Here is a 21983-nt window from a genome sequence, read left to right as displayed (position 1 = left end):
GATTGACGCAATAAGTGGATGAGAACGTGCAACTTACCGACAATGACCGACCCCTGAACGCGAACCAGGCACCTTCTCGGGTGAGAAGGTGCCTGATCTGGGGCCGCTACAGCGAGACTGGGCACCGTGTCGCGGTGACCCGGCGGGAGCTGGCTCACGCAAGGAGCGTCACTCGGCTCTCGACTGTCCATAAGGGACACTTTCCGAGAAAACGTGCCCGGTTTGGGTGACTTGCGCGGTTTCGCGCCGCGGTCTGATGTCCCCAATGCGGCATTGGGGGCGCTGAGCGTCTCCAATGCCGCATTGGGGACATGTCCGGTTCCCGATTCCCCGCGACACCGAATCAGTCCCCAGGGCACGCCACCTTGGGGTTACCCCTCATCATCACTCACGGCCCCACGCAGAAACGTACATAGCGGCATCAATCAGACCCTCAATTGCCCTGGGCGATGTCCCTTGTGGACACTGAAGCCCGGCCGGCGACCAGAACCAGACATTCCCTTACCTCGACTCTGCCGCGACCCTGAGGTGCCTGGTTCGCGGGGAACCGGGGTTACCGGCGGGCGGTGGAGCCCCGGACGACGAGTTCGGGTGCGAACAGCAGTTCCTCGGCGGCGACTTCTCCGCCGTTTATGCGCTTGACCAGCAGTTCGACCACGGCGCGGCCCATTGCCTCGATCGGCTGGCGGGTCGTGGTCAGCGGCGGATCGGTGCAGTTCATCAGCGCGGAATCGTCGTAGCCGACCACCGAGACGTCTTCGGGTACCGACAGGCCCTGTCGCCGGGCCGCGCGGATCGCCCCCAGAGCCAGCAGGTCGCTCGCGCACAGCACGGCGGTGGCGCCACGCGGGTATAGCCGAGCCGCGGCCGCGTGGCCGCCTTCGATGGAGAACATGCCGTGCTCGACGAGTTCGTCCAGGACCGGAAGGCCGAGTTTCCCGGCGTAGGAACGGAACGCCTCGAGTTTGCGCTGTGACGGCACATGGTCGGTGGGGCCGAGGACCAGGCCGATCTTCTCGTGCCCGAGTGAGCTCAGATGCCCGACGACCTGCTCGACGGCGACCGCGTCGTCGCACGAGATCTGCGGCAGCCCGAGGTGTTCGACAGCGGCGTTGATCAGCACCGTCGGCAGGCGGCGTTCGGCGAGATGGTGGTAGTGGGAGTGCACCGCGTCGGCCTGGGCGTACAGCCCGCCGGCGAACACCACGCCGGAAACCTGTTGCTGCAGCAGCAGGTCCACGTACTCCGCTTCGGACACCCCGCCCGCGGTGCGGGTGCACAGCACCGGGGTGAAACCCTGCTGGGCGAGGGCGTTGCCCATGATCTCGGCCAGCGCGGGGAAGATGGGGTTCTGGAGTTCGGGAAGGACGAGCCCGACCAGCCGGGCGCGGTCGCCGCGCAACTGGGTCGGGCGTTCGTAGCCCATCACGTCCAGCGCGGTGAGGACGGCGGCCCTGGTGCTCGCGGAAACCCCGGACCGGCCGTTGAGCACCCGGCTGACCGTGGCTTCGCTGACCCCGACCTTACGGGCTACTTCGGCAAGTCGACGCGTCATGCGTGAAACTTTACCGCAAGCGAGCGCAAAAACTAGACACTCTCGATCGGTGCGGTGCTGGGTTCTTTCCAGACACGGAAGTCGCGCGACGACGGGACGAGCGCGGCGGCCGCCGGGGCGGCGAAACAGATGACGGCGCACGCCGCCAGTACCGGCCCCGCGCCGAACTCGCTGATCGCGGGCGCGATGAACGCCAGCCCGGCGGGCGCCAGGCCGTAGGAGAACAGGAAGTCCAAAGAGGACACGCGGGCGAGCTTCCCCGGTTCGACCTCCCGCTGGGTCGCGGTGAACCACGGGACGTTGAACAGCTCGATGCCCAGCCCGGCCACGGCGTACGCGGCGATGACGAAGGCCGGGTGCACCGGGAACAGCAGGCTCAGCGGCGCGAAGCCGTAGCAGCCGAGTCCGATCAGCGCGGCCCAGCCTTGGCGTCGCGGCCGCCAGCGCGCGATGACGACGGCGCCCGCGAGCGCGCCGAGCGTGTACGCGGTCAGTCCGCCCGCCAGGACGGCTTCGCTGTCGTAGCGGTCGCGGCTGACCAAGGGCAGTACGACGCCGGTGGCGGAGTAGCCGGTGGCGATCACGGCGGTCAGCGCGCCGAGCCCGGCCAGGAACCACGGGTGACGGCGAGCTTCGCGGAGTCCGTCGGCGAAATCGCCGAAGAAGCGGGTCTTGGTGACGGCCGGTGCCGGTGTGAAGGTGCCTCGGGGCGGGATCAGTGCCACGCCCAACCACAGCACACCGGTGCCGATGACGAGGACCGGCGTCGAGGCGATGACGGCGAGCAGTGCGGTGAGGCCGGGTGCGACCAGGGTGGTGACCCGCACGGCCAGTGTCATCGCCGCGTTGGCCTGCTGACGCCGGTCCTCGGCGATCACTTCGGCGGTCAGCGCCTGGAACGCCGGGCGGCACGCGCCCTGGCCGATCCCGACGATGGCGGCCGCGACGGCCATCAGCGGGACGGACCGGCCCATGCCGATGGTGATCAGGGGAGTGGCGAGACCCGCGAGGAGGCCCGCCCACAGCACGACCTGACGGCGGGAGTGCCGGTCGGCGAGGACGCCGGCCACCGGCACGGCCACGAGGAATCCCACGGTACGGGCGGCCAGCACGATGCCGAGGTCGACGGCGGAAAGCGAGCGTTCGAGCACCGCCAGCCCGAGGATGAACGGCAGTGCCCAGGTCGCCAGCCCGGACGCGGTGTTGCCGGTCCAGAGCCGGGCGAACGACAGGGTGCGGAGCATGCCGGAAGAATGCCCTGGCGTCTTCGGTACGCGACAGCGGGGCGGGTCACGCTCTACTCTGCCTTCCGTGCGCATGCCGACCCCGACCCGAGGCCCGGCGCGGCGCCTCCGGGGCGGGGCCGTGGGGGTGCTGACCGGCACTCTCGCGACCGGTGCCCACCTGAGCGCCAACGGGCGCGTCCCCGACCTGGGTGTGGTCGTGCTGCTCGTGGCTCTGCTGAGCTGGGTGGCGTACGCGTTCGCGGGGCGGCGGCGCGGTCCGCTCGCCATCCTCTGCCTGGTGGCCGGCGGGCAACTGGCGATGCACGCCTCCCTCACCTTCCTGGCCTGGGAATCGCACTCCCGGCATACCGAAACCGCGGACAGCGGTCTTCTGATGGCGGCCGGGCACGCCGTGGCGACCCTCGTGGTGGTCACGGTGCTGGCCGGTGCCGAGCGCGCGCTGTTCGCGCTCCTGGCGTTGATCGCTTCGGTCCTTCCGCGCCGCTTGGCGCCGCGGCCCGCGACAGCGCCGCTGCGGCTCCACGTCCCGGTCGCGGTGAAGTACCCCGCGACCGAGGCGCTCCTGCGAGACGTGCTTTCGCGGCGCGGCCCGCCGGTGTCGTTCGCCTGATCCCCGAAACCCTGCCGAGACCCGTGTCCCGGCAGGGCTCAGCACGCGCGCCGTGACCACTCCGGCGCGTGGTGCGGGCGCACGCCACCCCACCGACGCCTCAGGAGTTCCCCCATGGCAACACAGACCGAACCGACCACCAGTCCACCGCGCGTCTCCGCCTGGCGCGGGCTGTTCCTCCGGCTCCACTTCTACGCCGGCGTCCTCGTCGGACCGTTCGTGCTCATCGCCGCGCTCACCGGCGTCCTGTACGCAGCGACTCCCCAGATGGAGTCCTGGATCTACGCCGACCAGCTGCGGGCACCCGTCGGGCTGAACCAGGCCTCGCTCGCCGAACAGGTCAAGGCGGCGCAGGCGGCCCACCCCGGTGGTGACCTGGTCGCCGTCCGTCCCGCGCCCGAGCCGGGCGACACGACCCGGGTGCTGTTCGCCGAGGAGGGGCTCGGCGAGTCCGAACGGCGGGCGGTCTTCGTCGACCCCGCCACCGCTCAAGTACGCGGCGACCTCGTCGCGTACGGCACGAGTGGCGCCCTGCCGTTCCGGACCGTCCTCGACCAGCTGCACCGCAACCTGCTGCTCGGCGAACCGGGACGGCTCTACAGCGAACTCGCGGCGTCCTGGCTGTGGGTGATCGCCTTGGGCGGTCTCGTGCTGTGGGTGAGCCGTCGCCGCGCCCGCCGGAACGAGAAGGCGGAGAAGGCCGCGAAGGCCGAGTCCGCCCGGGGGAAGTCGGTACGCAGGCACGGGACGATCGGTCTGTGGGTGCTGCTGGGCGCGGTGTTCCTGTCCGCGACGGGGCTGACGTGGTCGGCGTACGCGGGTGAGAACGTCTCGGCCCTGCGCGAATCCCTCGGGTGGGCCACCCCCGCCTTGAAGGTGACGGGCGCCGACGAGCATGCCGGGCACGCGGGTCACGGCGACGCGCCGGCCGCGCCGTCACCCGCCCGTCCCGAAAGCGTGGACGCGGTGCTGGCCTCGGCCCGGGCCGCCGGGATCGACGCGGCCTCGGTGGAGATCGGGCTGCCCACCAAACCCGGATCTCCTTGGCAGGTGGCGGAAATCGAGCGCAGCTGGCCGACACAGGTCGACGCCGTCGCGGTCGACGGGAGCACCGGGCAGGTCCTGGGCGAGGTCCGGTTCGACGACTACCCGCTGATGGCGAAGTTCGCCCGCTGGGGGATCGACGCGCATATGGGCGTCCTGTTCGGCTGGCCCAACCAGATCGCGCTGCTCCTGCTCGGCGCCGGTCTGGTCACGCTGGTCGTGCTCGGCTACCGGATGTGGTGGCAGCGCAGGCCGACCCGCGCCACCGGCCTGGCGTTCGGGCGTCCCATCCCACGCGGGCAGTGGCGCAAGGCGCCGCCCGCCCTCGTGGTCGGACTCGTCGTGCTCGCCGCGGCGATCGGCTGGTTCGTGCCGCTGTTCGGGATCAGCCTGCTGGCGTTCCTGGTGCTGGATCTGCTGCTGGGCCTGCGATCCCGTGCCAAACCGGAGTTCGCCGACGTCACCGTGTGATCCCGGCCCCGGTGAGGCCGACGCTCGCCGCCCACAACCGGGCGGCGAGCTCGGTGTCGGCCAGCCTCCCTCGAACCGGTTCCCGCCGGGGCTCACCACGCAGGCCGAACACGCGGGGACCGAACATCTCGCCGCCGCGCACGTCCGGGTCGAGTACGGCGCGGACGGCGGGCCAAGCACCGGCCTCCTTGCCCTGTAGGAGAAGCCCGGCGGGGAACTTCCGGCCGTCCGGCGCCGGGTGCACCGGCCTCGGCGGGGTCAGGGAGTCGAGCGCGCCGCCCGGATGGTCGACGACGCTCAGCACCGTGCTCCCGGTCGCGCGCAGCCGCCGGTCGAGTTCGAAGGCGAACAGCATCTGCGCCTGCTTGGAGCGCGCGTAGGTGCGCTTGGGCTGGTAGTCCCGTTCGCTCTGGAGATCGTCCAGGTCTAATTCCGCGGACTTGCCCACGAAGCTGCCCGTCGTGACGACGCGACCGGCCCGCGCCGCTTCGAGCAAGGGCATCAGCCGATGCACCAGCACGAAATGGCCGAGATGGTTGGTCGCGAACGTCAGCTCGTGGCCCTCGGCCGTCTCGCGCCTCGGCTGGTTCTCCAACAGCACGCCCGCGTTGCAGACGACGGCGTCGAGCCGATCGAGGTCGAGAGTGTCCACAGCGGACTTGATGGACGCGAGATCGGAAAGATCGAGCCGCAGGTGCCCGAGCTTCGCGTCCGGGACGCGAGACCGGATCGACGCCATCGCGGCGTCGGCCTTGGCGGCGTCCCGGCTGCCGAGGAGCACGGTGGCGCCGGTCCCGGCCAGTTGTTCGGCGACGAAGTAGCCGATACCCGCGTTGCCGCCGGTGACCAGGAAGGTCTTGCCTTCGGCGCGAGGCGGGCGGTGGACGTCCCAGTGCTGCATGATGGCTCCCGGTTCAAAGTCGAAGTCACTTCGAATATACACACGTTCCGGTTTCGGAGTGGCTTCGATATCGGGTATCATGATCGTATGGGACGGACCGAGCCGGGCAGACGTGAGCGCAAGAAGGCGGCGACCCGCCAGGCCCTGTCGGGGGCGGCGCGTGAGCTGTTCCTGGAGCGGGGCTTCGACAACGTCACCGTCGCGGAGATCGCGGACGCCGCGGACACGGCGGTGTCCACGCTGTTCGCGCACTTTCCCGGTGGCAAGGAAGCGCTGATCCTCGGCCACGGGCAAGAACGCGAGGAGGCTCTGTCCGCCGCGGTGCGAAACCGCGCGGAGGGCGTCTCGATCCTGCAGGCGCTGCGGGACTTCCTCGCGACTCGCGGTCCCTTCGATCCGGCTCCCGATCCGCTGTCGCGCCGGGTCGCGGAGCTCGTGATCGCCACCCCGGCACTGCGCGCTTACGCCAGGACACTTTGGACGGGCTGCGAGGACGCGCTCGCGAAAGTCATCGCCGAGCAGACCGGCGAGGACGACTTCTCCGTGCGGCTGCTGGCCCGCTATGTCCTGGAGATCCCGGATCTGGCGGGTACGGAATCCGACCCCGCCGCCGCGCTGGACGCCGCTTTCGCCTTTCTGCGCCGAGGCTGGCCGGGGTTCTGAGCGGCTAGCCTGGAGAAATGAAGGGTCTGCTGCTGCGGTTGTCCGCGGTCGACGCCGACGCGGAAGCCGCGGTCCGGGTCATCGCCTATTTCGACGAACTCGTGGCGCGGCAGGCCCACCTCACCGATCTCGTGCGGGCCGGCGCGGCACTCGCGGACTGTGTGGCCGGGCTGAGCCGGGAAGGCCTGTCTTCACCGCTGCGGTTCGCGCCGGACGGCGAGCCCGCGCCCGGCGAGGTGACCGAGTCCGCGGCGGCCGATCTCGGTGAACCGCCGGGGAAGGTCTGGCTGGAACGAGCCGGGGCGCCGGGCCCGCTCGACGACCTCGTGCTGGAGCGGTTCGCCATGGCGGCCCGCGTCCTCGGCCGTGCCGAACCCGGTGGGACGACCCCGCATCTGGCGGATCCCGCGCTGGTGGAGTTGCTGCTGGGGGAGCGGGCCGGTGAGGAGGACCGCTCCCGAGCGCTGCGACTGCTCGGCCTGGTCCCCGACCGGCCGGTACGCGTGCTGGCCGTCGGAACCGAGGACGATCGCGATCCCGGCGCGGCGGCGGTCGGCCTTCTGGCGCGAGGTGGTTCGCTGCCGCGGCTGCACGTGGCGACGGTCGGGGAGGTGGCCGCGGTACTGCTGCAACCGCGCGAAGATTCGGTCGTCGGCTCGCTGCGGTCCGCGCTCGCGGATCGGGCGCGGGAACGCGACACCGCCGGTGGCGTGCGGGTCGGCGTCGGCGACGCCGTGCCGGGACTCGAAGCGCGCCGCTCCTGGCTGCAGGCACGGCTCGCGGAACGGTTCGCCGTTTCCACGATGGAGCCGGTCGTGGTGCACGGCGAGCTGGGTTCGCTCACCCTGCTCGCCGAAGTGCCGGTGGCGCGGTTGCGGGCACAGGACGACGTCCTGGCGCTGGACGCGCTCGCCGCGACGCCGACCGGGGCCGCCGACGTCGCGGCACTGGAAGCGTTCTGCCGCACCGGATCGCTGCGGCAGGCCGCGGTCGCGCTGCACCGGCACCACAGTTCGGTGGCGGCGCGGCTCGCCCACGTCGAGGACGCGCTGGGCTGGCGGCTGGACGAACCGGGCGACCGCTTCCGCGCGCGTCTCGCCCTGCTCGCCCGCCGCCTCGCGCAGCGCGGCTAGCCGCTAGACCTCGAGAGCGCGGCCGAGCACGGCGATCGCTTCGGCCACCTCGCGTTTGCTCACGGCGGCGTACTCCACGACCGCCGAACCGTGGAAGGTGCCGGGGAACAGGTGGAGCTCGGTGGTGACCCCGGAGGCGAGAAGGGCCTGGGCGTAGGCGATTCCTTCATCGCGCAGCGGATCGAACTCCATCACCGAGACGTACGCGGGCGGCAGGCCGCTCAGGTCGACCGCCCGGGCGGGTGCCGCGTAAACGGGTACGTCCGGGCCGCCGCGCACACCTTCGCCGAGGTAGGCATCCCAGCTGAATTCCGCCTTGGGCCGGTTCCACAGTGGAGTGTCGACGAACGCCCGCATGCTCGGCGTCTCCAGCCGGTCGTCGATCTCCGGAACGCCGAGGTACTGGAACTTGATCGCCGGGCCGCCCCGGTCGCGGGCCAGGAGCGCGAGCGCCGCGCACAGTCCGCCGCCGGCGCTGACGCCGTGGATCGCGATCCGATCGGGGTCGGCGCCGAGCTCGGTCGCGTTCTTCGCGACCCAGGTGAGCGCCGCGTAGCAGTCTTCGAGTGCCGCCGGGTACGGCGCTTCGGGTGCGAGCCGGTAGTCGACCGACACCACGACGACACCGAGTTCGCGGGCGAAGCGGACGTTGCTCGCGTGGTCGATCTCGAGGTCACCGACGATGAACCCGCCGCCGTGGACGTCGAAGATCAGGGCCGGTGCGGTGATCCGGTCCGGCGTGTAGATCCGCACCTTGACCTCCGGTGCGCCGTCCGGGCCGGGCACGAATTCCTCCCGGTGGGTGACCCCGGTTTCGTCCACTTCGCTCAGCCGCTCCGCGATGGTGGCGTTCAGCTGTTCGCGGGTGGCGGGCAGGTCGGTGAGGTCCACAGTGGGCAACAGCGGGACGGCCGGGGCGATCTCCGGGTCGTACGCGTAGGTCATCGGTCGCACTCCTGACGTGACGTGGCGGGGTACCACGATTGTGGCCAGCGTGCCCCGCCGTTTTCATCCGCCACGCGTCGCGGAAGCGGGTTCTTTCACCCGCCGAACGTGCGCGGCGCCGAGATCCTCCGTCGGGACGTCGTGGGTCTCGCGCGCGGTGAGCGCGGCCGTCGCGCTGAGCAGGCAGACCGCGGCGGTGAAGACGGCGACGCCGAGCCAGTCGTCCTTCCCGGAGCCGATCGCGGCCACCACGCTCGGGGCGAATCCGGCGATGGCGAACCCGATCTGGGTGCCGATCGCCATCCCCGAAAGGCGGACCTTGGCGTCGAACATCTCGCCGTAGAACGACGGCCACACCCCGTTGACGGCACTGTAGGCCACCCCGAACAGCAGGATGCCGAAAGCGAAGATCACCGGGAACGAACCACCCGAAATCGACCACAGATACGGGAAGATGAGGACCGCGCAGGCGAGACAACCGGCGATGAACACCGGTTTGCGGCCGATCCGGTCGGAAAGCCCGGCCAGCAGAGGGATCGCCAGCAACGCGACGACGTTGGCCAGCACGCCGACCCACAGGATCGGCCCGCGGGCCAGCCCGACCGTGTTGACCGCGTAGCTCAGCGCGTAGACGGTGAAGATCGTGCTGACCGAGGCGATCGTGGCCGCCGCGATGACGCGGAGCACGTCCTTCCAGTGTGTCCGGAACAGCACGGCGACCGGCAATTTGGCGACCTCGGCCCGGTTCTGTTCGAACACCGGGGTTTCGTCGATCTTGCGGCGGATCACGAAGCCGACGACCACGACGGCGGCACTGCACCAGAACGGGATCCGCCAGCCCCAGGTGAGCAACTGGTCCTGGGGCAGCGCGGCGATCGGCAGGAAGACTGCGGTGGCGAGGATCTGGCCCGCCTGCGTACCGCTCAGGGTGAAGCTCGTGTAATAACCACGCCGGTGCGGTGGCGCGTGTTCCATCGACATCGAGTTGGCGCCCGCCTGCTCGCCCGCGGCCGAAAGTCCTTGCAGCAGACGGAGAACCACGAGCAGGATCGGCGCGAGCACGCCGACGGAGGCGTACGTCGGCAGGCAACCGACGAGGAACGTCGTGGCGCCCATCAGCAACAGCGTGAAGACCAGGACCTTCTTGCGGCCGAGGCGGTCGCCGACGTGCCCGAGCACGAACGCGCCGACCGGGCGGGCGAGGTACCCGACGCCGAAGGTCGCCAGCGCGAGCAGTGTTCCGGTGGCGGGGGAGGAGGCCGGGAAGAAGACCTTGTTGAACACCAGCGCGGCCGCTGTGCCGTAGATGAAGAAGTCGTAGTACTCCAGCGCACTGCCGATCCAGGCGGCCAACGCTGCCTTGCGGGGCATGCCTTGCGTGACAAGAGAAGGAGGGGCCACGTCGACGCTCCAAGGTACGATCCAGCAATGTACGATCTAGTTAGTTAATGCAGCCTGCGAGACGCCGCCCCGGTTGTCAAGAGCCGATGTTTCAGGCGGTCAGGTACTCGATCACCAGGTCGCCCAGCATCAGGCGGTAGTGGGCGCGGCGTTTCGGATCGAGCATGTCGCGGCCGAAGATCGCGGAGAAGGTGTGCCGGTTCGCGAGGCGGAACACGCAGAACGAGCTGATCACCATGTGCACGTCGAGCGCGTCGACGTCGTCGCGGAACCGGCCTGCTTCACGGCCGCGGTCGAGGATGCGGGTGAGTACGTCAAGGGCGGGATTCGCCATGCCCGACAGGGCTTCCGAGCGAGCGATGTGCTCACCGTGGTGGATGTTCTCGATGCTCACGAGCCGGATGAAATCCGGGTTGGCCTCGTGATGGTCGAAGGTGAGCTCGGCCAGCTGGCGGATCGCGTCCTCGGGTTCGAGGTGCTCGACGTCCAGGTCCTGTTCGAGGGCGCGGATGGTGGCGTACGCCCGTTCGAGCGCGGCGACGTAAAGCTGCTCCTTGCCGCCGAAGTAGTAGTAGATCATCCGCTTCGTGGTGCTCGTGCGGGCGGCGATCTCGTCCACTCTCGCGCCGGCGTAACCCTTGTCGGCGAACTCCCTGGTGGCCACCGCGAGGATCTCGGCGCGGGTGCGTTCCTTGTCGCGCTGACGCTCGACCTCGGACGACGGTGCGGCCACCTGACTCCCTCCGAACCGCTGGTGGAGGCCTCACTCTAGCGCAGCCCTTCTCGTGCCGACCGGTTCGAGCTACAGTGAACTCACTAGTTCGTACATTACTTTCGGAGGGTCTTGGTGACCAGCTACCTCATCGGCCTGGTCGGTACCGGCATCGGGCCGTCGCTGAGCCCGGCGCTGCACGAGCGGGAAGCCGACGAACTCGGGCTGCGCTATCTCTACCGGCGGCTCGACCTCGACGTGCTGGGAACGCCGATCGGCGAGGTGCTGGACGCCGTGCGGACCGCGGGTTTCGACGGGCTCAACATCACGCATCCCGTGAAGCAGCGGGTGTTGCCGTATCTCGACGAAATCGCGCCCGACGCCGCCGCGCTCGGCGCGGTGAACACCGTGGTGTTCCGCGAAGGGCTGGCGACCGGGCACAACACCGACTCGACCGGCTTCGCCCGCAATCTCACCCAAGGCCTGCCCGACGCCGACCTCGACACGGTCGTCCTGCTGGGCGCGGGTGGGGCCGGAGCCGCCGTCGCCCACGCGCTGCTTTCCCTCGGGACCGGACGGCTGATCGTCCACGACGTCGACCCCGGTCGAGCGGGCACCCTCGTGGCCGGACTGCGGAGGCGGTTCGGCGAGGTCCGGGCCCGTGCCGGTTCGCTGGACGACCTCCGGACGGCCGACGGACTCGTCCACGCCACGCCGACCGGGATGGCCGCGTATCCGGGGTCGCCCGTTCCCCCCGAGTCGCTGCGGCCGGGGATGTGGGTGGCCGACATCGTGTACCGCCCGCTGGAGACCGCGCTGCTGAAACAAGCGCGCGAGCGTGGCTGCCGGACCCTGCACGGCGGCGGGATGGTGGTCTTTCAAGCGGCCGATTCGTTCCGTTTGTTCACCGGCGCGGAGCCGGACGCCGACCGGATGCTCCGGCATTTCGAAGCGCTGGAAGGGGTGACCGCGCATGCCCGGTGACACCGCCATCGCGACCGTTTGCCTGTCCGGGACGCTCGAGGACAAACTGACGGCGGCCGCCGCGGCCGGGTTCGACGGCGTCGAGATCTTCGAGAACGATCTGATCGCCTCACGGCGGTCACCGTCGGAGATCCGGCGGCTCTGCGCCGATCTCGGTCTCACGATCGACCTCTACCAGCCGTTCCGCGATTTTGAGGCCGTACCGCCGGACGTGCTCCAAGCGAATCTCCGCCGGGCGCGACGGAAGTTCGACCTGATGGCCGAACTCGGGGCGGACACCGTCCTGGTCTGCTCGTCGGTCTCGCCCGACGCCGTCGATGACGACGACCTCGCCGCTTCGCAACTGCATGAGCTGGCGGCGGCGGCCGGGGAACGCGGAATCCGGGTCGCCTACGAAGCCCTCGCCTGGGGCCGGTTCGTGAACACCTACGAGCACGCGTGGCGCATCGTCCGGCGAGCCGATCATCCGGCTCTGGGTGTCTGCCTCGACAGTTTCCACATCCTGTCGCGGCGCAGTGATCCCCGCGCGATCCGGACGATCCCGGGGGAGAAGATCTTCTTCCTGCAGCTGGCCGACGCGCCACTTCTGGACATGGACGTGCTGCACTGGAGCAGGCATCACCGGCTCTTCCCCGGTCAGGGTGCGTTCGACCTGACCGCGTTCACCGGTCACGTGCTGGCCGCGGGGTATCGGGGGCCGCTGTCGCTGGAGGTCTTCAACGACGTCTTCCGCCAGGCGGACCCGCGTCCCGCCGCCGTCGACGCCATGCGATCGCTGGTGGCGTTACGTGAATCCGTTGACGCACTGGAGGTTCCTCCCGCACCGCGGCTCGACGGCCACGCTTTCGCGGAACTCTCCGTGCCCGCCGATTCGGGGGAGGTGCTCGCGGCGCTCGGTTTCGTCCACACCGGAACGCATCGCTCGAAGCCGGTCCAGCTGTGGCAGCAGGGTTCCGCGAGGGTGCTGGTGAACGGGACCACTGTGGACGGCGCGATCAGCGCTCTCGGGCTGACGAGCACCGATCCCGCCGCCTCGGCGCGGCGCGCGGAGACGCTGCTCGCGCCCGTTCTGCCACGGGAGCAAGGACCGGACGAGGCGGATCTGTCCGCCGTCGCCGCGCCGGACGGGACCGAGATTTTCTTCTGCGGCAACGACGACTGGCTTCACGACTTCGTTCTTTCGCGGGCGACTTCGGGGGGGAAGGGGATCACCGGCATCGACCACGTCGCCTTGACGCAGCCCTTCGACCACTTCGACGAGGCGACGCTGTTCTACCGTTCGGTGCTGGGTTTGCGGCCCGAACCCGGCTCGGAGTTCGCGGCGCCGTTCGGACTGGTGCGCAGCCGAGCAGTCGGCGATCAGAACGTCCGCCTGACATTGGACAGTGCTCTGGTGCGGCGAGGAGAGTGGGCGCCGGGAGTGCCTTCGCCGCAGCACATCGCCTTCGCGTGCGAAGACGCCTTCGCCGCCGCGCGTGCCATGCGCGAGGCGGGTGCGCCGCTGCTTTCGATTCCCGGGAACTACTACGACGATCTCGATGCGCGGTTCGAGCTGCCGTTCGCCTCGGAACTGCGGGAGAACTCGGTGCTGTACGACCGTGACGAGCACGGTGAGTACCTGCACTTCTTCACGGAACTCCTCGGGACCCGGGTGTTTTTCGAGGTGGTGCAACGGATCGGCGGGTATCGGGGGTATGGAGTGGTGTACACGCCGGTGTACATGACGGCGCATCGGGAACGACGGCTGAGCCTGGCCCGGTGAGCTAGGAGCCGTGCTCGCCGGGTTTCCGTTTTTGTCGGTGGGCCTTCACGACCGGCCGCCGAGATCACAGCCGCCCCACCGTCACCAGGGATCACATCCGACGGTAGCGAAAGCCTCCTTCACTACCGTCAGAGTAGGCAAGGAGGCCTTCGCTACCAGAAGAACGCGTACACAGGAGCGACACCGCCACTAGCCGCTGCCGAACACGCTCAGAAGCCGATGGGCAGTCCCGCATAGTTCTCCGCCAGCCCCGCCCGGCCGGCCTCGCTCCGTGCGAGCCACCGCAACTGCGAAAGCTGCAACTGCCGGTCGAACGGGTCCCCCGACTGGTGCAGCATCGTCGTCATCCACCATGAGAAGTGCGTACACCGCCAAACCCGGCGCAGCGCGGTATCGGAGTAGGCGTCGGCGAGCGCGGAATCCCGGTCCCGCACCAAAGCGGCAAGTGCGGGGGCGAGGAGGGCGACGTCGGCGACGGCGAGGTTGAGGCCCTTGGCGCCGGTCGGCGGCACGATGTGGGCGGCGTCCCCGGCGAGGAAGAGCCTGCCGTGGCGCATCGGTTGCTGCACGAAGCTGCGCATGGGCAGCACGCTCTTGTCGGTGATCGGCCCGGACGTGAGCGTCCAGCCATGCTGGCCGTGGCCGAGCCGGGTCGCGAGCGCGTCCCAGATCCGGTCGTCGGACCAGGTGCCGATGTCGGTGCCGTTGGGCACCTGCAGGTACAGCCGGCTGACGGTGGCCGAGCGCATCGAATGCATGGCGAAACCGTCGGGATGCCAGGCGTAGATGAGCTCATCGGTCGAGGGGGCGACGTCGGCGAGGACGCCGAGCCACGAGTAGGGGTAGGTGCGTTCCCAGGTCTGCTTCGCGGCGTCGGGGATCGCGGCGCGGCAGGGACCGAAGGAGCCGTCGCAGCCGACGACGACGTCGGCGTCCAGCTTCTGCGCAGTTCCGTCCGGGTCGGTGAAGGTGACGTAAGGGCTATCGGTCTCGATGTCGTGTACGGCGGTATCGCTGATCTCGTAGTGGATCCGCTGTCCGGCCGCCGCCCGCGCCTTGCCGAGATCCTTGGTCACCTCGGTCTGCCCGTACACCGTCACGCTGCGCCCGACCAGGTCCACGAAGTCGAGGTGGTGCCGCTCTTCCGGCCATTGCAGGTAGATGCCGCGATGCTCGTCGCCTTCGCGGTCGAGCCGTTCGGCGAGCCCGACCTCGCGGAGAAGATCCACTGTGGACTGTTCGAGGATGCCGGCCCGGATCCGCGCCTCGACGTACTCGCGCGAGCGGGTCTCCACGATCACCGATTCGACTCCCGCCAGGTCGAGCAGATGCGACAGGAGAAGTCCGGCGGGGCCGGCGCCGACGATGGCGACTGGGGTGCGCATGACAGGAGTTTGGGCGTGCCGCGGGCGAACTTCTAGTGTTCGCTTCCACTCAGTGAAAGCCGGAGGCTCCGCCCGATGCCGGCTGCCGCCACCTGGAGCGCGGCGATCAGCCGCGCCCGGCCACGGCTCAGATCCGGGACGACCAGGCCGAGCGCCGCGACGACCTCGCCCGTCGCGGAGGGCCGGATCGGGACGGCGACCGAACAGGCGCCTTGGCTCATCTCCTCGACGGTTTGGGCGTAGCCCTCGCGACGGACGCGCCGCAACTGTTCGCGCAATCGGCCGGGCTGCGTGATGGTGTACGGCGTGACGCGGGTCAGTGATTCGAGCACCTGACGCTGGACATCTTCCGGAGCCCAGGCCAGCAATACTTTCCCGACACCGGTGGCGTGCAGCGGCAAGCGCCCGCCGATCCGGCTGACCACCGGGACGGACGCGTTCCCGGAAAGCCGGTCGAGGTAGAGCACCTGGCCGCCGTCGCGTTCGGCGAGGTGCACGGTGGCGCCCGTCGCGCCGTAGAGATCCTGCAGGAACGGGGCGGCGACCTGCCGCAGTTCGAAGTGGACGGGGGCGAGCAGACCGAGATCCCAGATCCGCCTGCCGACGGCGTAGCGGTCTTCGCGTCGCTCCAGCGCGCCCAGTCCCACGAGCTCGCGGGCGAGGCGGTGTGCCGTGGGCAGCGGCAGGGCGGCGCGCCTCGCGAGTTCGGTCAGTGACAGCTCGCGATGGTCGACGTCGAACGCGCCGAGCAGGGCGAACACCCGCGACGTGACGCTCGCTCCCGGCGAGGAAAGGTTCCCGGACACCTCATCATCTTCTCACTGAGTGGAATCACGGCATCAGGATCAGCCCGGCCCAGAGCCCGGCGACGGCGAGCACGATGGACGCCGGAACGGTGAGCAGTCCGAGCCGGGTGAACTCGCCCAGCTGGGGCCGGGCGTCGTGCCGGTGCAGGATCCGCCGCCACAGCAACGTGGCCAGCGAGCCGACGTAGGTGAGGTTCGGCCCGAGGTTGACCCCGATCAGCACGGCCAGCACCACCGGTGTCCCGCCCGCCGCGGCGAGCGGGAGCAGCACGAGCACGGCGGGCAGGTTGTTGATCAGGTTGGCGAGTACGGCCGCCACCGCGGCGGCGCCGAGCAGGGCGGGAAACGTGCCGGAAGTCGGCACCACGTGGCCGAGCGCCTCGGCCAGTCCGTTGTCGACGACGGCGCGGACCACGATCGCCAACGCGAGCACGAAGGCCAGGAACGGGATGTTCGCCGATCGCACGATCGCCGCCGGCGAGGTCCGCCGCTGCGCGAAAGCACGGCAGGCCAGCACGGCGGCACCGGCGAACGCGGCCCACGCGGGACTCACGTCCAGCAACGACGTGACCACGAACCCGGCCAGCGTCAGGCCGAGGACGACCAGGACGAACACCGGGACCTTGCGAGCCGGGACGGCGTTCCCGCCACGAGGCCGCGCCGCCAGGTCGGCGGCGAAGAACCGGCGGAACACGAGGTATTCCGTGAGCACCGCCGCGAGCCAGGGCAAGGTCATCAGCGCGGTGAACCGGAGGAACGAGATCCCGGTCGCCGCGACGGCGAGCAGATTGGTCAAATTGGACACCGGCAGCAGCAACGAAGCCGAGTTGGCCAGATGCGTGCAGGCGTAGGCGTGTGGTTTGGCCCGCGCGCCCATCCGCGCGGCCGTGGCGAACACGACCGGCGTCAGCAGTACGACGGTGGCGTCCAGGCTGAGCACCACGGTGACCGCCGCGGCGACGGCGAACACCGCGGTCAGCAACCGGCGCGGCTGCCCCCGGCCGAACCGGGCCATCACCGTCCCGGCCGCCTGGAACAGTCCTTCGTCGTCACACAGCTTGGCCAGCACGAGCACCGCGGCGAGGAACCCGACGACGGGCGCCAGCCTGGCCACCTCGTCGACGGCGTCGGGGAACGAGATCACTCCGGCCAGCAGGACGATCCCCGCGGCGGGGACGGCGGCCACGGCCTCGGGCAGGCCACGAGGCCGTATCACCGCGAAGGCCAGGACGACCAGCAAGAGCACAATGGACACGATCTCGCCGGTGATGCCGGTCAGGGCGAACCTCCTCCACGTGAAGCGCTACCCCGGCAATCTAGCCTGGGTAGGCTGGACGTCCGGACGGCGCAAGGAAAAGGGGCTTGGTGCGCGAGACGAACTGGGCGGGGAATCAGACCTTCACCGCGGAACGGATCCTTCGCCCTCGGACCGTCGAACAGGTCCAGGAAGCGGTCGCCGCGGCGACCGCGGTCAAGGCACTGGGCAGCAGGCATTGCTTCAACGACATCGCGGACTCCCCGGGCGGCGTCCAGCTCGATCTGGCCGGGCTCGACCCGGTGACCGAACTCGACAGTGCCGCGGCGACCATCACGGTTCCGGCGGCGGCGCGCTACGGAGACATCGCCGAGCGGGTGCACGCGTCCGGTTTCGCGCTGGCCAATCTCGCGTCACTGCCGCACTGCACGGTGGCCGGCACCGTCGCGACGGCGACGCACGGTTCGGGGTGGCGGAACCAGAGCCTCGCGTCGGCCGTGTCCGGTTTGGAGCTGGTGACCGCGGACGGCGAGGTGAAGACGTACTCCCACCACGACGGTGTGGTCGTCGGTCTCGGCGCGCTGGGCGTGGTCACCCGGCTGACCCTCGACCTGGTGCCGGCCTTCGACCTGCGGCAGGACGTCTTCGACGGTTTGCCGTGGGAATCCGCGTATGAGCACTTCGAGGAGATCCAGGCCGCGGGCTACAGCGTCAGTTTGTTCACGAACTGGGCCCGCGACACGATCGACCAGGTCTGGGTCAAGGGACCGGGGCAGCCGGGCGCGGACTTCTTCGGCGCGAAGGCCGCGGACGGGCCGCGGCATCCGGCACACGCCGCCGGGATCCCGGCGGACAACTGCACGCGGCAGCTCGGGGTGCCGGGGCCGTGGCACGAACGGCTCCCGCATTTCCGCCTGGACTTCACACCCAGTGTCGGCAACGAACTGCAGACCGAGTACTTCGTCCCCATTCGGCACGCCGTCGCCGCCATGGAGGCCATGCGCGGCCTCGGACACCGGCTCGCGCCCCTGCTGCTCACCTCCGAGATCCGCACGGTCGCGGCGGACGAGCTGTGGCTCAGCCCCTTCCACGGCGGCGACCGGCTGGCGTTGCACTTCACCTGGCAGCCGGAACAGGACGCGGTCCGCGCGCTGCTTCCCGTCATGGAGGAGCGCTTGGCGCCCTTCGGTGTCCGGCCGCACTGGGGAAAGCTCTTCGACCAGGCAGCGGACTACCCGCGGCTGGCCGATTTCCGGAAGCTGGCCGACGAACTGGACCCGGACGGCAAGTTCCGGAACCCGTTCGTACGAAGGAACGTCTTCGGCGAGCGCTAATCCGATTGCGACCAAGCGGCGACGGGCAGTGAAAGGTACACGCCGACGTCGTCGATGCCGGTCGCGGATTCGATGCTCGTGCGCAGCAGGTCCACCCGCTCTTGCCGGTTGTCGGCCCGGCTCGGGAACCACTTGGACCGGACCTCGACCAGGAGATCCAGCCCGAAGCGGTCGAACGGGCCTGGCCGACGGAAGCGCAGCTCGACATCGCCGGGTTGGAGATCGCCGTCGTAGGGCTCTTCAGGGCACTCCACCGCGACGGAAACGAGATGCGGCAGAACCGAGCCCAGCTCACGCAACTTGGCTTCGGGAAGATGAGGCGCGTAGGTGATTTCGACGAGTGGCACAAGGTCGAGTTTAGCCCGGTCGGGCTGATATCCTGACGGAAGTTGCTTGCTCGCGCGGGAAGATCCCCGGCCGCTGCACTGGAGCCGCCCGTTTCTCCCGAGGAGCCTTCATGTCTCTTCCCCTCGCCCGTCGTATGGACGGCGTCACCAGTTCCCCCGTGCGCGATCTGCTCGCGCTCACCGCCCGCCCCGGCGTGATCTCCTTCGCCGGTGGCGTTCCCGCCCCCGAACTGTTCGATGTGGACGGCCTCCGCGCCGCCTTCGACCGGACACTCGCCGACGAGTCCGCCCGCCGCGCCCTGCAGTACTCGCCCACGGAAGGAAACCCGCGCCTGCGCGAACTGCTCGCCGGGCGGCTGGCCGGACGCGGGCTCCCGACCACTGTGGACGATCTGCTGGTCACCACCGGTTCGCAGCAGGGCCTGCAGTTGCTGAGCACCGCGTTGCTCGACCCCGGCGCCGTGGTGCTGGTGGAAGAGCCGGTGTACCTGTCGGCCCTGCAGTGCTTCCAGCTCGCCGAGGCCCGGATCGTGCCCGTTCCCGGTGACGAGGAGGGGATCGACCCGGCGGCACTGGACGAGATCGCGGCCAGGGAACGGCCTTCGCTGCTGTACCTCGTCCCGACCTTCTCCAATCCGTCCGGCCGCACGGTCACCCCCGGACGCCGTCGCGCGCTCGCGGAAGTGATCGCTCGTCACGGGTTCTGGCTTGTCGAGGACGATCCGTACCACGAACTCCGTTACCGCGGTGAACGCGAAGAACCGATGTCGGCGCGGCCGGAACTCGCCGGACGTTCGATCTACCTCGGCAGCTTCTCGAAGGTGATCGCGCCCGGTATGCGGCTGGGCTGGCTCCGGGCACCGCGGGAACTCCTGCGCCGGGTCGCGATCCTGAAGCAGGCGAGCGATCTGCACACCTCCACCATCGACCAGGCGGCCGCGGCCGAATACCTGGCGGCCGCGGATCTCGACGCGCACGTGCGGCGGCTGTGCGAGACCTATCGCGTTCGCCGGGACGCCATGCTGGCCGAACTGCCCGCGATCACCCCGCCGGGGACCACGTGGACCGACCCCGACGGCGGGATGTTCCTGTGGGTCACCTTGCCCGACGGCAGGGACGCCGACCTGCTGCTTCCGGAGGCGCTGCGGTACGACGTCGCCTTCGTGCCCGGCTCGGCGTTCCAGGTGGGGGAGCCGGATCGGTCGGCGTTGCGGCTCTCGTTCGCCGCGCACGCGCCCGAGACGATCGCGGAAGGTCTGCGGAGGCTGGCCAAGGCGCTCGCGCGCTAATCGCTCTGCGGATCCCAGCTCAGCAGCCGGACCTTGCTCACGGTCTGGACGTGCCGTCGCATCGCGTTCGCGGCCGCCTTCGGGTCGTTGTTCCGGATGGCGTCCGCGATCTTGTGGTGCTGGTTGAGCGATCGCGACGGCCTGCCGGGCTGGCGCAGTGACTCGGTGCGGCTTTCCGCGATCTGCGCGTCGATCGAGCGCATGAATTCGGCGAGGAGGCTGTTGTTCGCGGCGGCGGTGATCGCTTCGTGGAACCGGCGATCGCCTTCGGCGCCGTGCCCGCCGCCCTCGATCTCGGTCGCCATGTACGCCAGCGCCGCGTCGATCGCGGCGAGATCGGCGTCGGATCGGCGCAGCGCGGCCAGTTCCGCGAGCTTGGTCTCCATCGCTTCGCGGGCTTCGAGCACTTCCGGCAGACGGCGGCGGCGGGCCACGAGTTCGTCGACCGGTTCGACGTCGAGATGATCGTTGCGCAGGTAAGTGCCCCCGCCGTGGCGGGATTCGAGCAGTCCCTGCACCTCGAGCACGACGATCGCCTGCTTGATCGACGCGCGGCTGACCCCGAGCCGTTCGGCGAGGTCACGTTCGCTGGGGAGCTTGTCGCCCGCGTGCATGCCGGATTCCTCGACGTGCGCCTTGATCCGTTCGACGACCTGCTCGTAGAGCTTCGCCCGGTTCAACCGGCTCAGCGCCTCCGGCACGAATCCCCCTTCGGTCGGACTGCGGAAGTGGCTCAGCCAATTTACCACTCGCGCCTTGACAGGTGGCCGCCGTCACAGGGAAAGTGGCTCAGCCACTAGTCCACTCGGCCATTCGCCAGGGGGCTCCCGCCGTCAAGGAGGACGGTCATGTCCGCCCAGCTGATCTCGATCCTCGTCCTCGCGGTGATCTTCGCCGTCGCCACGACCCGCTCGGTCAACATGGGGGCGCTCGCCTTCGCCGGCGCGTTCCTCGTCGGCACGCTCGCCGGCGGCCTGGACACTGACGGCATCTTCGCCGGTTTCCCCGGTGACATCTTCGTGGTGCTGGTGGGGGTCACGTATCTGTTCGCCATCGCCAGGGCCAACGGCACCACCGACTGGCTGGTGGCCGCGGCCGTCCGGCTCGTCGGCGGCCGGATCGCGCTCATCCCGTGGGTGATGTTCGTGGTCACCGGCGCGCTGACCGCGATCGGCGCGGTGAGCCCGGCGGCCTGCGCGATCGTCGCGCCGATCGCGCTCGGTTTCGCCGCCCGCTACAAGATCAGCCCGCTGCTCATGGGGGCGATGGTGGTCCACGGCGCGCAGGGCGGTGGATTCTCGCCGATCAGCGTCTACGGCTCGATCGTCAACGGGATCGTGGAACGCAACCACCTCACGGGCAGCCCCGTGGTGCTGTTCCTGGCGAGTCTCTTCATGAACCTCGCCATCGCCGGAGTCCTCTTCGTCGTCCTCGGCGGGACCAAACTGCGGCGTCGTCAGGCCGTGACGGCCGGAGCGGCTTCCGGCACCGAGGAGGCCGACGAGGAACCGCTGCCGCACGAGCAGCGCATTCCCTTGGACGGCCCCAAGATCGTGACGCTGATCGGGCTGGTCGCGCTCGTGGTCGGCACCTTGGTCTTCGACCTCGACCCGGGCTTGACCGCCATCACCGTCGCCGTCCTGCTGAGCGTCGCATGGCCCAAGACCAGCCGGTCCGCCGTCTCCGAGATCACCTGGCCGACCGTGCTGCTGATCTGCGGTGTGCTGACGTATGTGGCCGTGCTGAAGGAGATCGGCACCATCGACTACGTGGGCAACGCGGTCACCACCGTCGGGATCCCGCTGCTCGCCGCGCTTTTGCTCTGCTACATCGGCGGCGTGGTCTCGGCGTTCGCGTCGTCGGTCGGGCTGATGGGCGCGCTCATCCCGCTCGCCGTGCCGTTCCTGGCGCAGGGCACGATCGGGCCGGTCGGCATGATCGCCGCCCTCGCGGTCTCAGCGACGATGGTGGACGTCAGTCCCTTCTCCACCAACGGTGCGCTCGTCCTCGCCAACGCGAAGGACATCGACCGCGACAAGTTCTTCAAACAGCTGCTGGTGTACGGGGCGCTCGTGGTGGCCGTCGTGCCGCTGATCGCCTGGCTCGTGTTCGTCGTGCCCAACTGGGGCTGAGGAGGAG

The 21983-nt window shown here is 69.7% G+C and carries 20 protein-coding genes; 9 read left to right on the top strand and 11 right to left on the bottom strand.

Annotated elements, in window-relative coordinates:
• Nucleotides 1–553 precede the first annotated feature (553 nt).
• Both ACZ7KI_RS06095 and ACZ7KI_RS06090 read right to left on the bottom strand, forming a co-directional pair.
• Nucleotides 554–1555: a LacI family DNA-binding transcriptional regulator gene (locus ACZ7KI_RS06095; protein WP_470272104.1), complete on the bottom strand. Its 1002-nt coding sequence runs from the start codon at nucleotides 1553–1555 to the stop codon at nucleotides 554–556.
• A 32-nt stretch (nucleotides 1556–1587) separates the two neighbouring features.
• On the bottom strand, nucleotides 1588–2799 hold the full coding sequence (locus tag ACZ7KI_RS06090) for an MFS transporter (RefSeq protein ID WP_470272103.1): 1212 nt from the start codon (nucleotides 2797–2799) through the stop codon (nucleotides 1588–1590).
• Nucleotides 2800–2872: 73 nt separating this feature from the next.
• On the opposite strand from ACZ7KI_RS06090, the gene ACZ7KI_RS06085 reads away from it, so the two are divergent.
• Nucleotides 2873–3412: a hypothetical protein gene (locus ACZ7KI_RS06085; protein ID WP_470272174.1), complete on the top strand. Its 540-nt coding sequence runs from the start codon at nucleotides 2873–2875 to the stop codon at nucleotides 3410–3412.
• A gap of 114 nt (nucleotides 3413–3526) precedes the next feature.
• Nucleotides 3527–4927, top strand: coding sequence for a PepSY-associated TM helix domain-containing protein (locus ACZ7KI_RS06080; protein WP_470272102.1), 1401 nt, complete (start codon nucleotides 3527–3529; stop codon nucleotides 4925–4927).
• Here the strand turns inward: ACZ7KI_RS06080 and ACZ7KI_RS06075 are convergent.
• Nucleotides 4917–5828 (bottom strand): SDR family NAD(P)-dependent oxidoreductase, encoded by a 912-nt coding sequence (locus ACZ7KI_RS06075; protein ID WP_470272101.1) that lies wholly within the window; start codon nucleotides 5826–5828, stop codon nucleotides 4917–4919. The genes ACZ7KI_RS06080 and ACZ7KI_RS06075 overlap by 11 nt on opposite strands.
• A gap of 87 nt (nucleotides 5829–5915) precedes the next feature.
• On the opposite strand from ACZ7KI_RS06075, the gene ACZ7KI_RS06070 reads away from it, so the two are divergent.
• Together ACZ7KI_RS06070 and ACZ7KI_RS06065 are read left to right on the top strand one after the other, a co-directional pair.
• Nucleotides 5916–6491, top strand: a complete 576-nt coding sequence (locus ACZ7KI_RS06070) for a TetR/AcrR family transcriptional regulator (RefSeq protein ID WP_470272100.1) — start codon at nucleotides 5916–5918, stop codon at nucleotides 6489–6491.
• A gap of 17 nt (nucleotides 6492–6508) precedes the next feature.
• The gene (locus ACZ7KI_RS06065; RefSeq protein WP_470272099.1) at nucleotides 6509–7624 is read left to right on the top strand and encodes a PucR family transcriptional regulator; all 1116 of its coding nucleotides are present in this window, start codon (nucleotides 6509–6511) and stop codon (nucleotides 7622–7624) included.
• Nucleotides 7625–7627: 3 nt separating this feature from the next.
• Here ACZ7KI_RS06065 and ACZ7KI_RS06060 read toward each other — a convergent pair whose 3' ends face one another.
• The 3 genes from ACZ7KI_RS06060 to ACZ7KI_RS06050 all read right to left on the bottom strand — a co-directional run bounded on the left by ACZ7KI_RS06060 (nucleotide 7628) and on the right by ACZ7KI_RS06050 (nucleotide 10703).
• Entirely contained in the window at nucleotides 7628–8569 is a 942-nt protein-coding gene (locus ACZ7KI_RS06060) for an alpha/beta hydrolase (RefSeq protein ID WP_470272098.1), read from the bottom strand.
• Nucleotides 8570–8632: 63 nt separating this feature from the next.
• Complete coding sequence (locus tag ACZ7KI_RS06055) at nucleotides 8633–9940, bottom strand: MFS transporter (RefSeq protein ID WP_470272097.1); 1308 nt, start codon at nucleotides 9938–9940, stop codon at nucleotides 8633–8635.
• A 121-nt stretch (nucleotides 9941–10061) separates the two neighbouring features.
• Nucleotides 10062–10703, bottom strand: a complete 642-nt coding sequence (locus ACZ7KI_RS06050; RefSeq protein ID WP_470272096.1) for a TetR/AcrR family transcriptional regulator — start codon at nucleotides 10701–10703, stop codon at nucleotides 10062–10064.
• A 114-nt stretch (nucleotides 10704–10817) separates the two neighbouring features.
• Here ACZ7KI_RS06050 and ACZ7KI_RS06045 point away from each other — a divergent pair, with 114 nt between their 5' ends.
• Together ACZ7KI_RS06045 and ACZ7KI_RS06040 are read left to right on the top strand one after the other, a co-directional pair.
• Entirely contained in the window at nucleotides 10818–11666 is an 849-nt protein-coding gene (locus ACZ7KI_RS06045; protein ID WP_470272095.1) for a shikimate dehydrogenase, read from the top strand.
• Nucleotides 11656–13428, top strand: a complete 1773-nt coding sequence (locus ACZ7KI_RS06040) for a bifunctional sugar phosphate isomerase/epimerase/4-hydroxyphenylpyruvate dioxygenase family protein (RefSeq protein ID WP_470272094.1) — start codon at nucleotides 11656–11658, stop codon at nucleotides 13426–13428. Before ACZ7KI_RS06045 ends, ACZ7KI_RS06040 begins: the two co-directional genes overlap by 11 nt.
• 209 nt (nucleotides 13429–13637) lie before the next feature.
• Here the strand turns inward: ACZ7KI_RS06040 and ACZ7KI_RS06035 are convergent, their stop codons facing one another.
• From ACZ7KI_RS06035 to ACZ7KI_RS06025, 3 genes are read right to left on the bottom strand one after another with little or no spacing between them, the layout of a single operon-like run.
• Nucleotides 13638–14813, bottom strand: a complete 1176-nt coding sequence (locus ACZ7KI_RS06035; RefSeq protein ID WP_470272093.1) for a 4-hydroxybenzoate 3-monooxygenase — start codon at nucleotides 14811–14813, stop codon at nucleotides 13638–13640.
• Between the two features lie 32 nt (nucleotides 14814–14845).
• Complete coding sequence (locus ACZ7KI_RS06030) at nucleotides 14846–15619, bottom strand: IclR family transcriptional regulator (protein WP_470272092.1); 774 nt, start codon at nucleotides 15617–15619, stop codon at nucleotides 14846–14848.
• A gap of 25 nt (nucleotides 15620–15644) precedes the next feature.
• The gene (locus tag ACZ7KI_RS06025) at nucleotides 15645–16877 is read right to left on the bottom strand and encodes an SLC13 family permease (RefSeq protein WP_470272173.1); all 1233 of its coding nucleotides are present in this window, start codon (nucleotides 16875–16877) and stop codon (nucleotides 15645–15647) included.
• Nucleotides 16878–16984: 107 nt separating this feature from the next.
• Between ACZ7KI_RS06025 and ACZ7KI_RS06020 the strand changes: the two genes are divergently transcribed.
• Nucleotides 16985–18208: an FAD-binding protein gene (locus ACZ7KI_RS06020; RefSeq protein WP_470272091.1), complete on the top strand. Its 1224-nt coding sequence runs from the start codon at nucleotides 16985–16987 to the stop codon at nucleotides 18206–18208.
• Here the strand turns inward: ACZ7KI_RS06020 and ACZ7KI_RS06015 are convergent.
• The gene (locus tag ACZ7KI_RS06015; protein WP_470272090.1) at nucleotides 18205–18555 is read right to left on the bottom strand and encodes a hypothetical protein; all 351 of its coding nucleotides are present in this window, start codon (nucleotides 18553–18555) and stop codon (nucleotides 18205–18207) included. The two genes, ACZ7KI_RS06020 and ACZ7KI_RS06015, sit on opposite strands and share 4 nt — an antisense overlap.
• A gap of 110 nt (nucleotides 18556–18665) precedes the next feature.
• Here ACZ7KI_RS06015 and ACZ7KI_RS06010 point away from each other — a divergent pair, with 110 nt between their 5' ends.
• A complete protein-coding gene (locus ACZ7KI_RS06010) occupies nucleotides 18666–19844 on the top strand; it encodes an aminotransferase-like domain-containing protein (RefSeq protein ID WP_470272089.1) in 1179 nt (392 codons plus the stop codon).
• On the opposite strand, the gene ACZ7KI_RS06005 is transcribed toward ACZ7KI_RS06010, so the two are convergent.
• Nucleotides 19841–20545, bottom strand: coding sequence for a FadR/GntR family transcriptional regulator (locus ACZ7KI_RS06005; RefSeq protein WP_470272088.1), 705 nt, complete (start codon nucleotides 20543–20545; stop codon nucleotides 19841–19843). The two genes, ACZ7KI_RS06010 and ACZ7KI_RS06005, sit on opposite strands and share 4 nt — an antisense overlap.
• Before the next feature lie 147 nt (nucleotides 20546–20692).
• Here ACZ7KI_RS06005 and ACZ7KI_RS06000 point away from each other — a divergent pair, with 147 nt between their 5' ends.
• Complete coding sequence (locus ACZ7KI_RS06000; RefSeq protein ID WP_470272087.1) at nucleotides 20693–21976, top strand: SLC13 family permease; 1284 nt, start codon at nucleotides 20693–20695, stop codon at nucleotides 21974–21976.
• Nucleotides 21977–21983: the final 7 nt, after the last annotated feature.

Source organism: Amycolatopsis sp. NPDC039088 (genome assembly GCF_055598845.1).
The sequence above is the reverse complement of the archived record's forward strand: the minus strand, read 5'-3'. Positions and strand labels throughout refer to the sequence as shown.

Coding starts and splice junctions, on each gene's coding strand:
- ACZ7KI_RS06095 (WP_470272104.1), bottom strand. CDS start 1,555: ATGACGCGTCGACTTGCCGAAGTAGCCCGTAAGGTCGGGGTCAGCGAA.
- ACZ7KI_RS06090 (WP_470272103.1), bottom strand. CDS start 2,799: ATGCTCCGCACCCTGTCGTTCGCCCGGCTCTGGACCGGCAACACCGCG.
- ACZ7KI_RS06085 (WP_470272174.1), top strand. CDS start 2,873: ATGCCGACCCCGACCCGAGGCCCGGCGCGGCGCCTCCGGGGCGGGGCC.
- ACZ7KI_RS06080 (WP_470272102.1), top strand. CDS start 3,527: ATGGCAACACAGACCGAACCGACCACCAGTCCACCGCGCGTCTCCGCC.
- ACZ7KI_RS06075 (WP_470272101.1), bottom strand. CDS start 5,828: ATGCAGCACTGGGACGTCCACCGCCCGCCTCGCGCCGAAGGCAAGACC.
- ACZ7KI_RS06070 (WP_470272100.1), top strand. CDS start 5,916: ATGGGACGGACCGAGCCGGGCAGACGTGAGCGCAAGAAGGCGGCGACC.
- ACZ7KI_RS06065 (WP_470272099.1), top strand. CDS start 6,509: ATGAAGGGTCTGCTGCTGCGGTTGTCCGCGGTCGACGCCGACGCGGAA.
- ACZ7KI_RS06060 (WP_470272098.1), bottom strand. CDS start 8,569: ATGACCTACGCGTACGACCCGGAGATCGCCCCGGCCGTCCCGCTGTTG.
- ACZ7KI_RS06055 (WP_470272097.1), bottom strand. CDS start 9,940: ATGCCCCGCAAGGCAGCGTTGGCCGCCTGGATCGGCAGTGCGCTGGAG.
- ACZ7KI_RS06040 (WP_470272094.1), top strand. CDS start 11,656: ATGCCCGGTGACACCGCCATCGCGACCGTTTGCCTGTCCGGGACGCTC.
- ACZ7KI_RS06035 (WP_470272093.1), bottom strand. CDS start 14,813: ATGCGCACCCCAGTCGCCATCGTCGGCGCCGGCCCCGCCGGACTTCTC.
- ACZ7KI_RS06010 (WP_470272089.1), top strand. CDS start 18,666: ATGTCTCTTCCCCTCGCCCGTCGTATGGACGGCGTCACCAGTTCCCCC.
- ACZ7KI_RS06000 (WP_470272087.1), top strand. CDS start 20,693: ATGTCCGCCCAGCTGATCTCGATCCTCGTCCTCGCGGTGATCTTCGCC.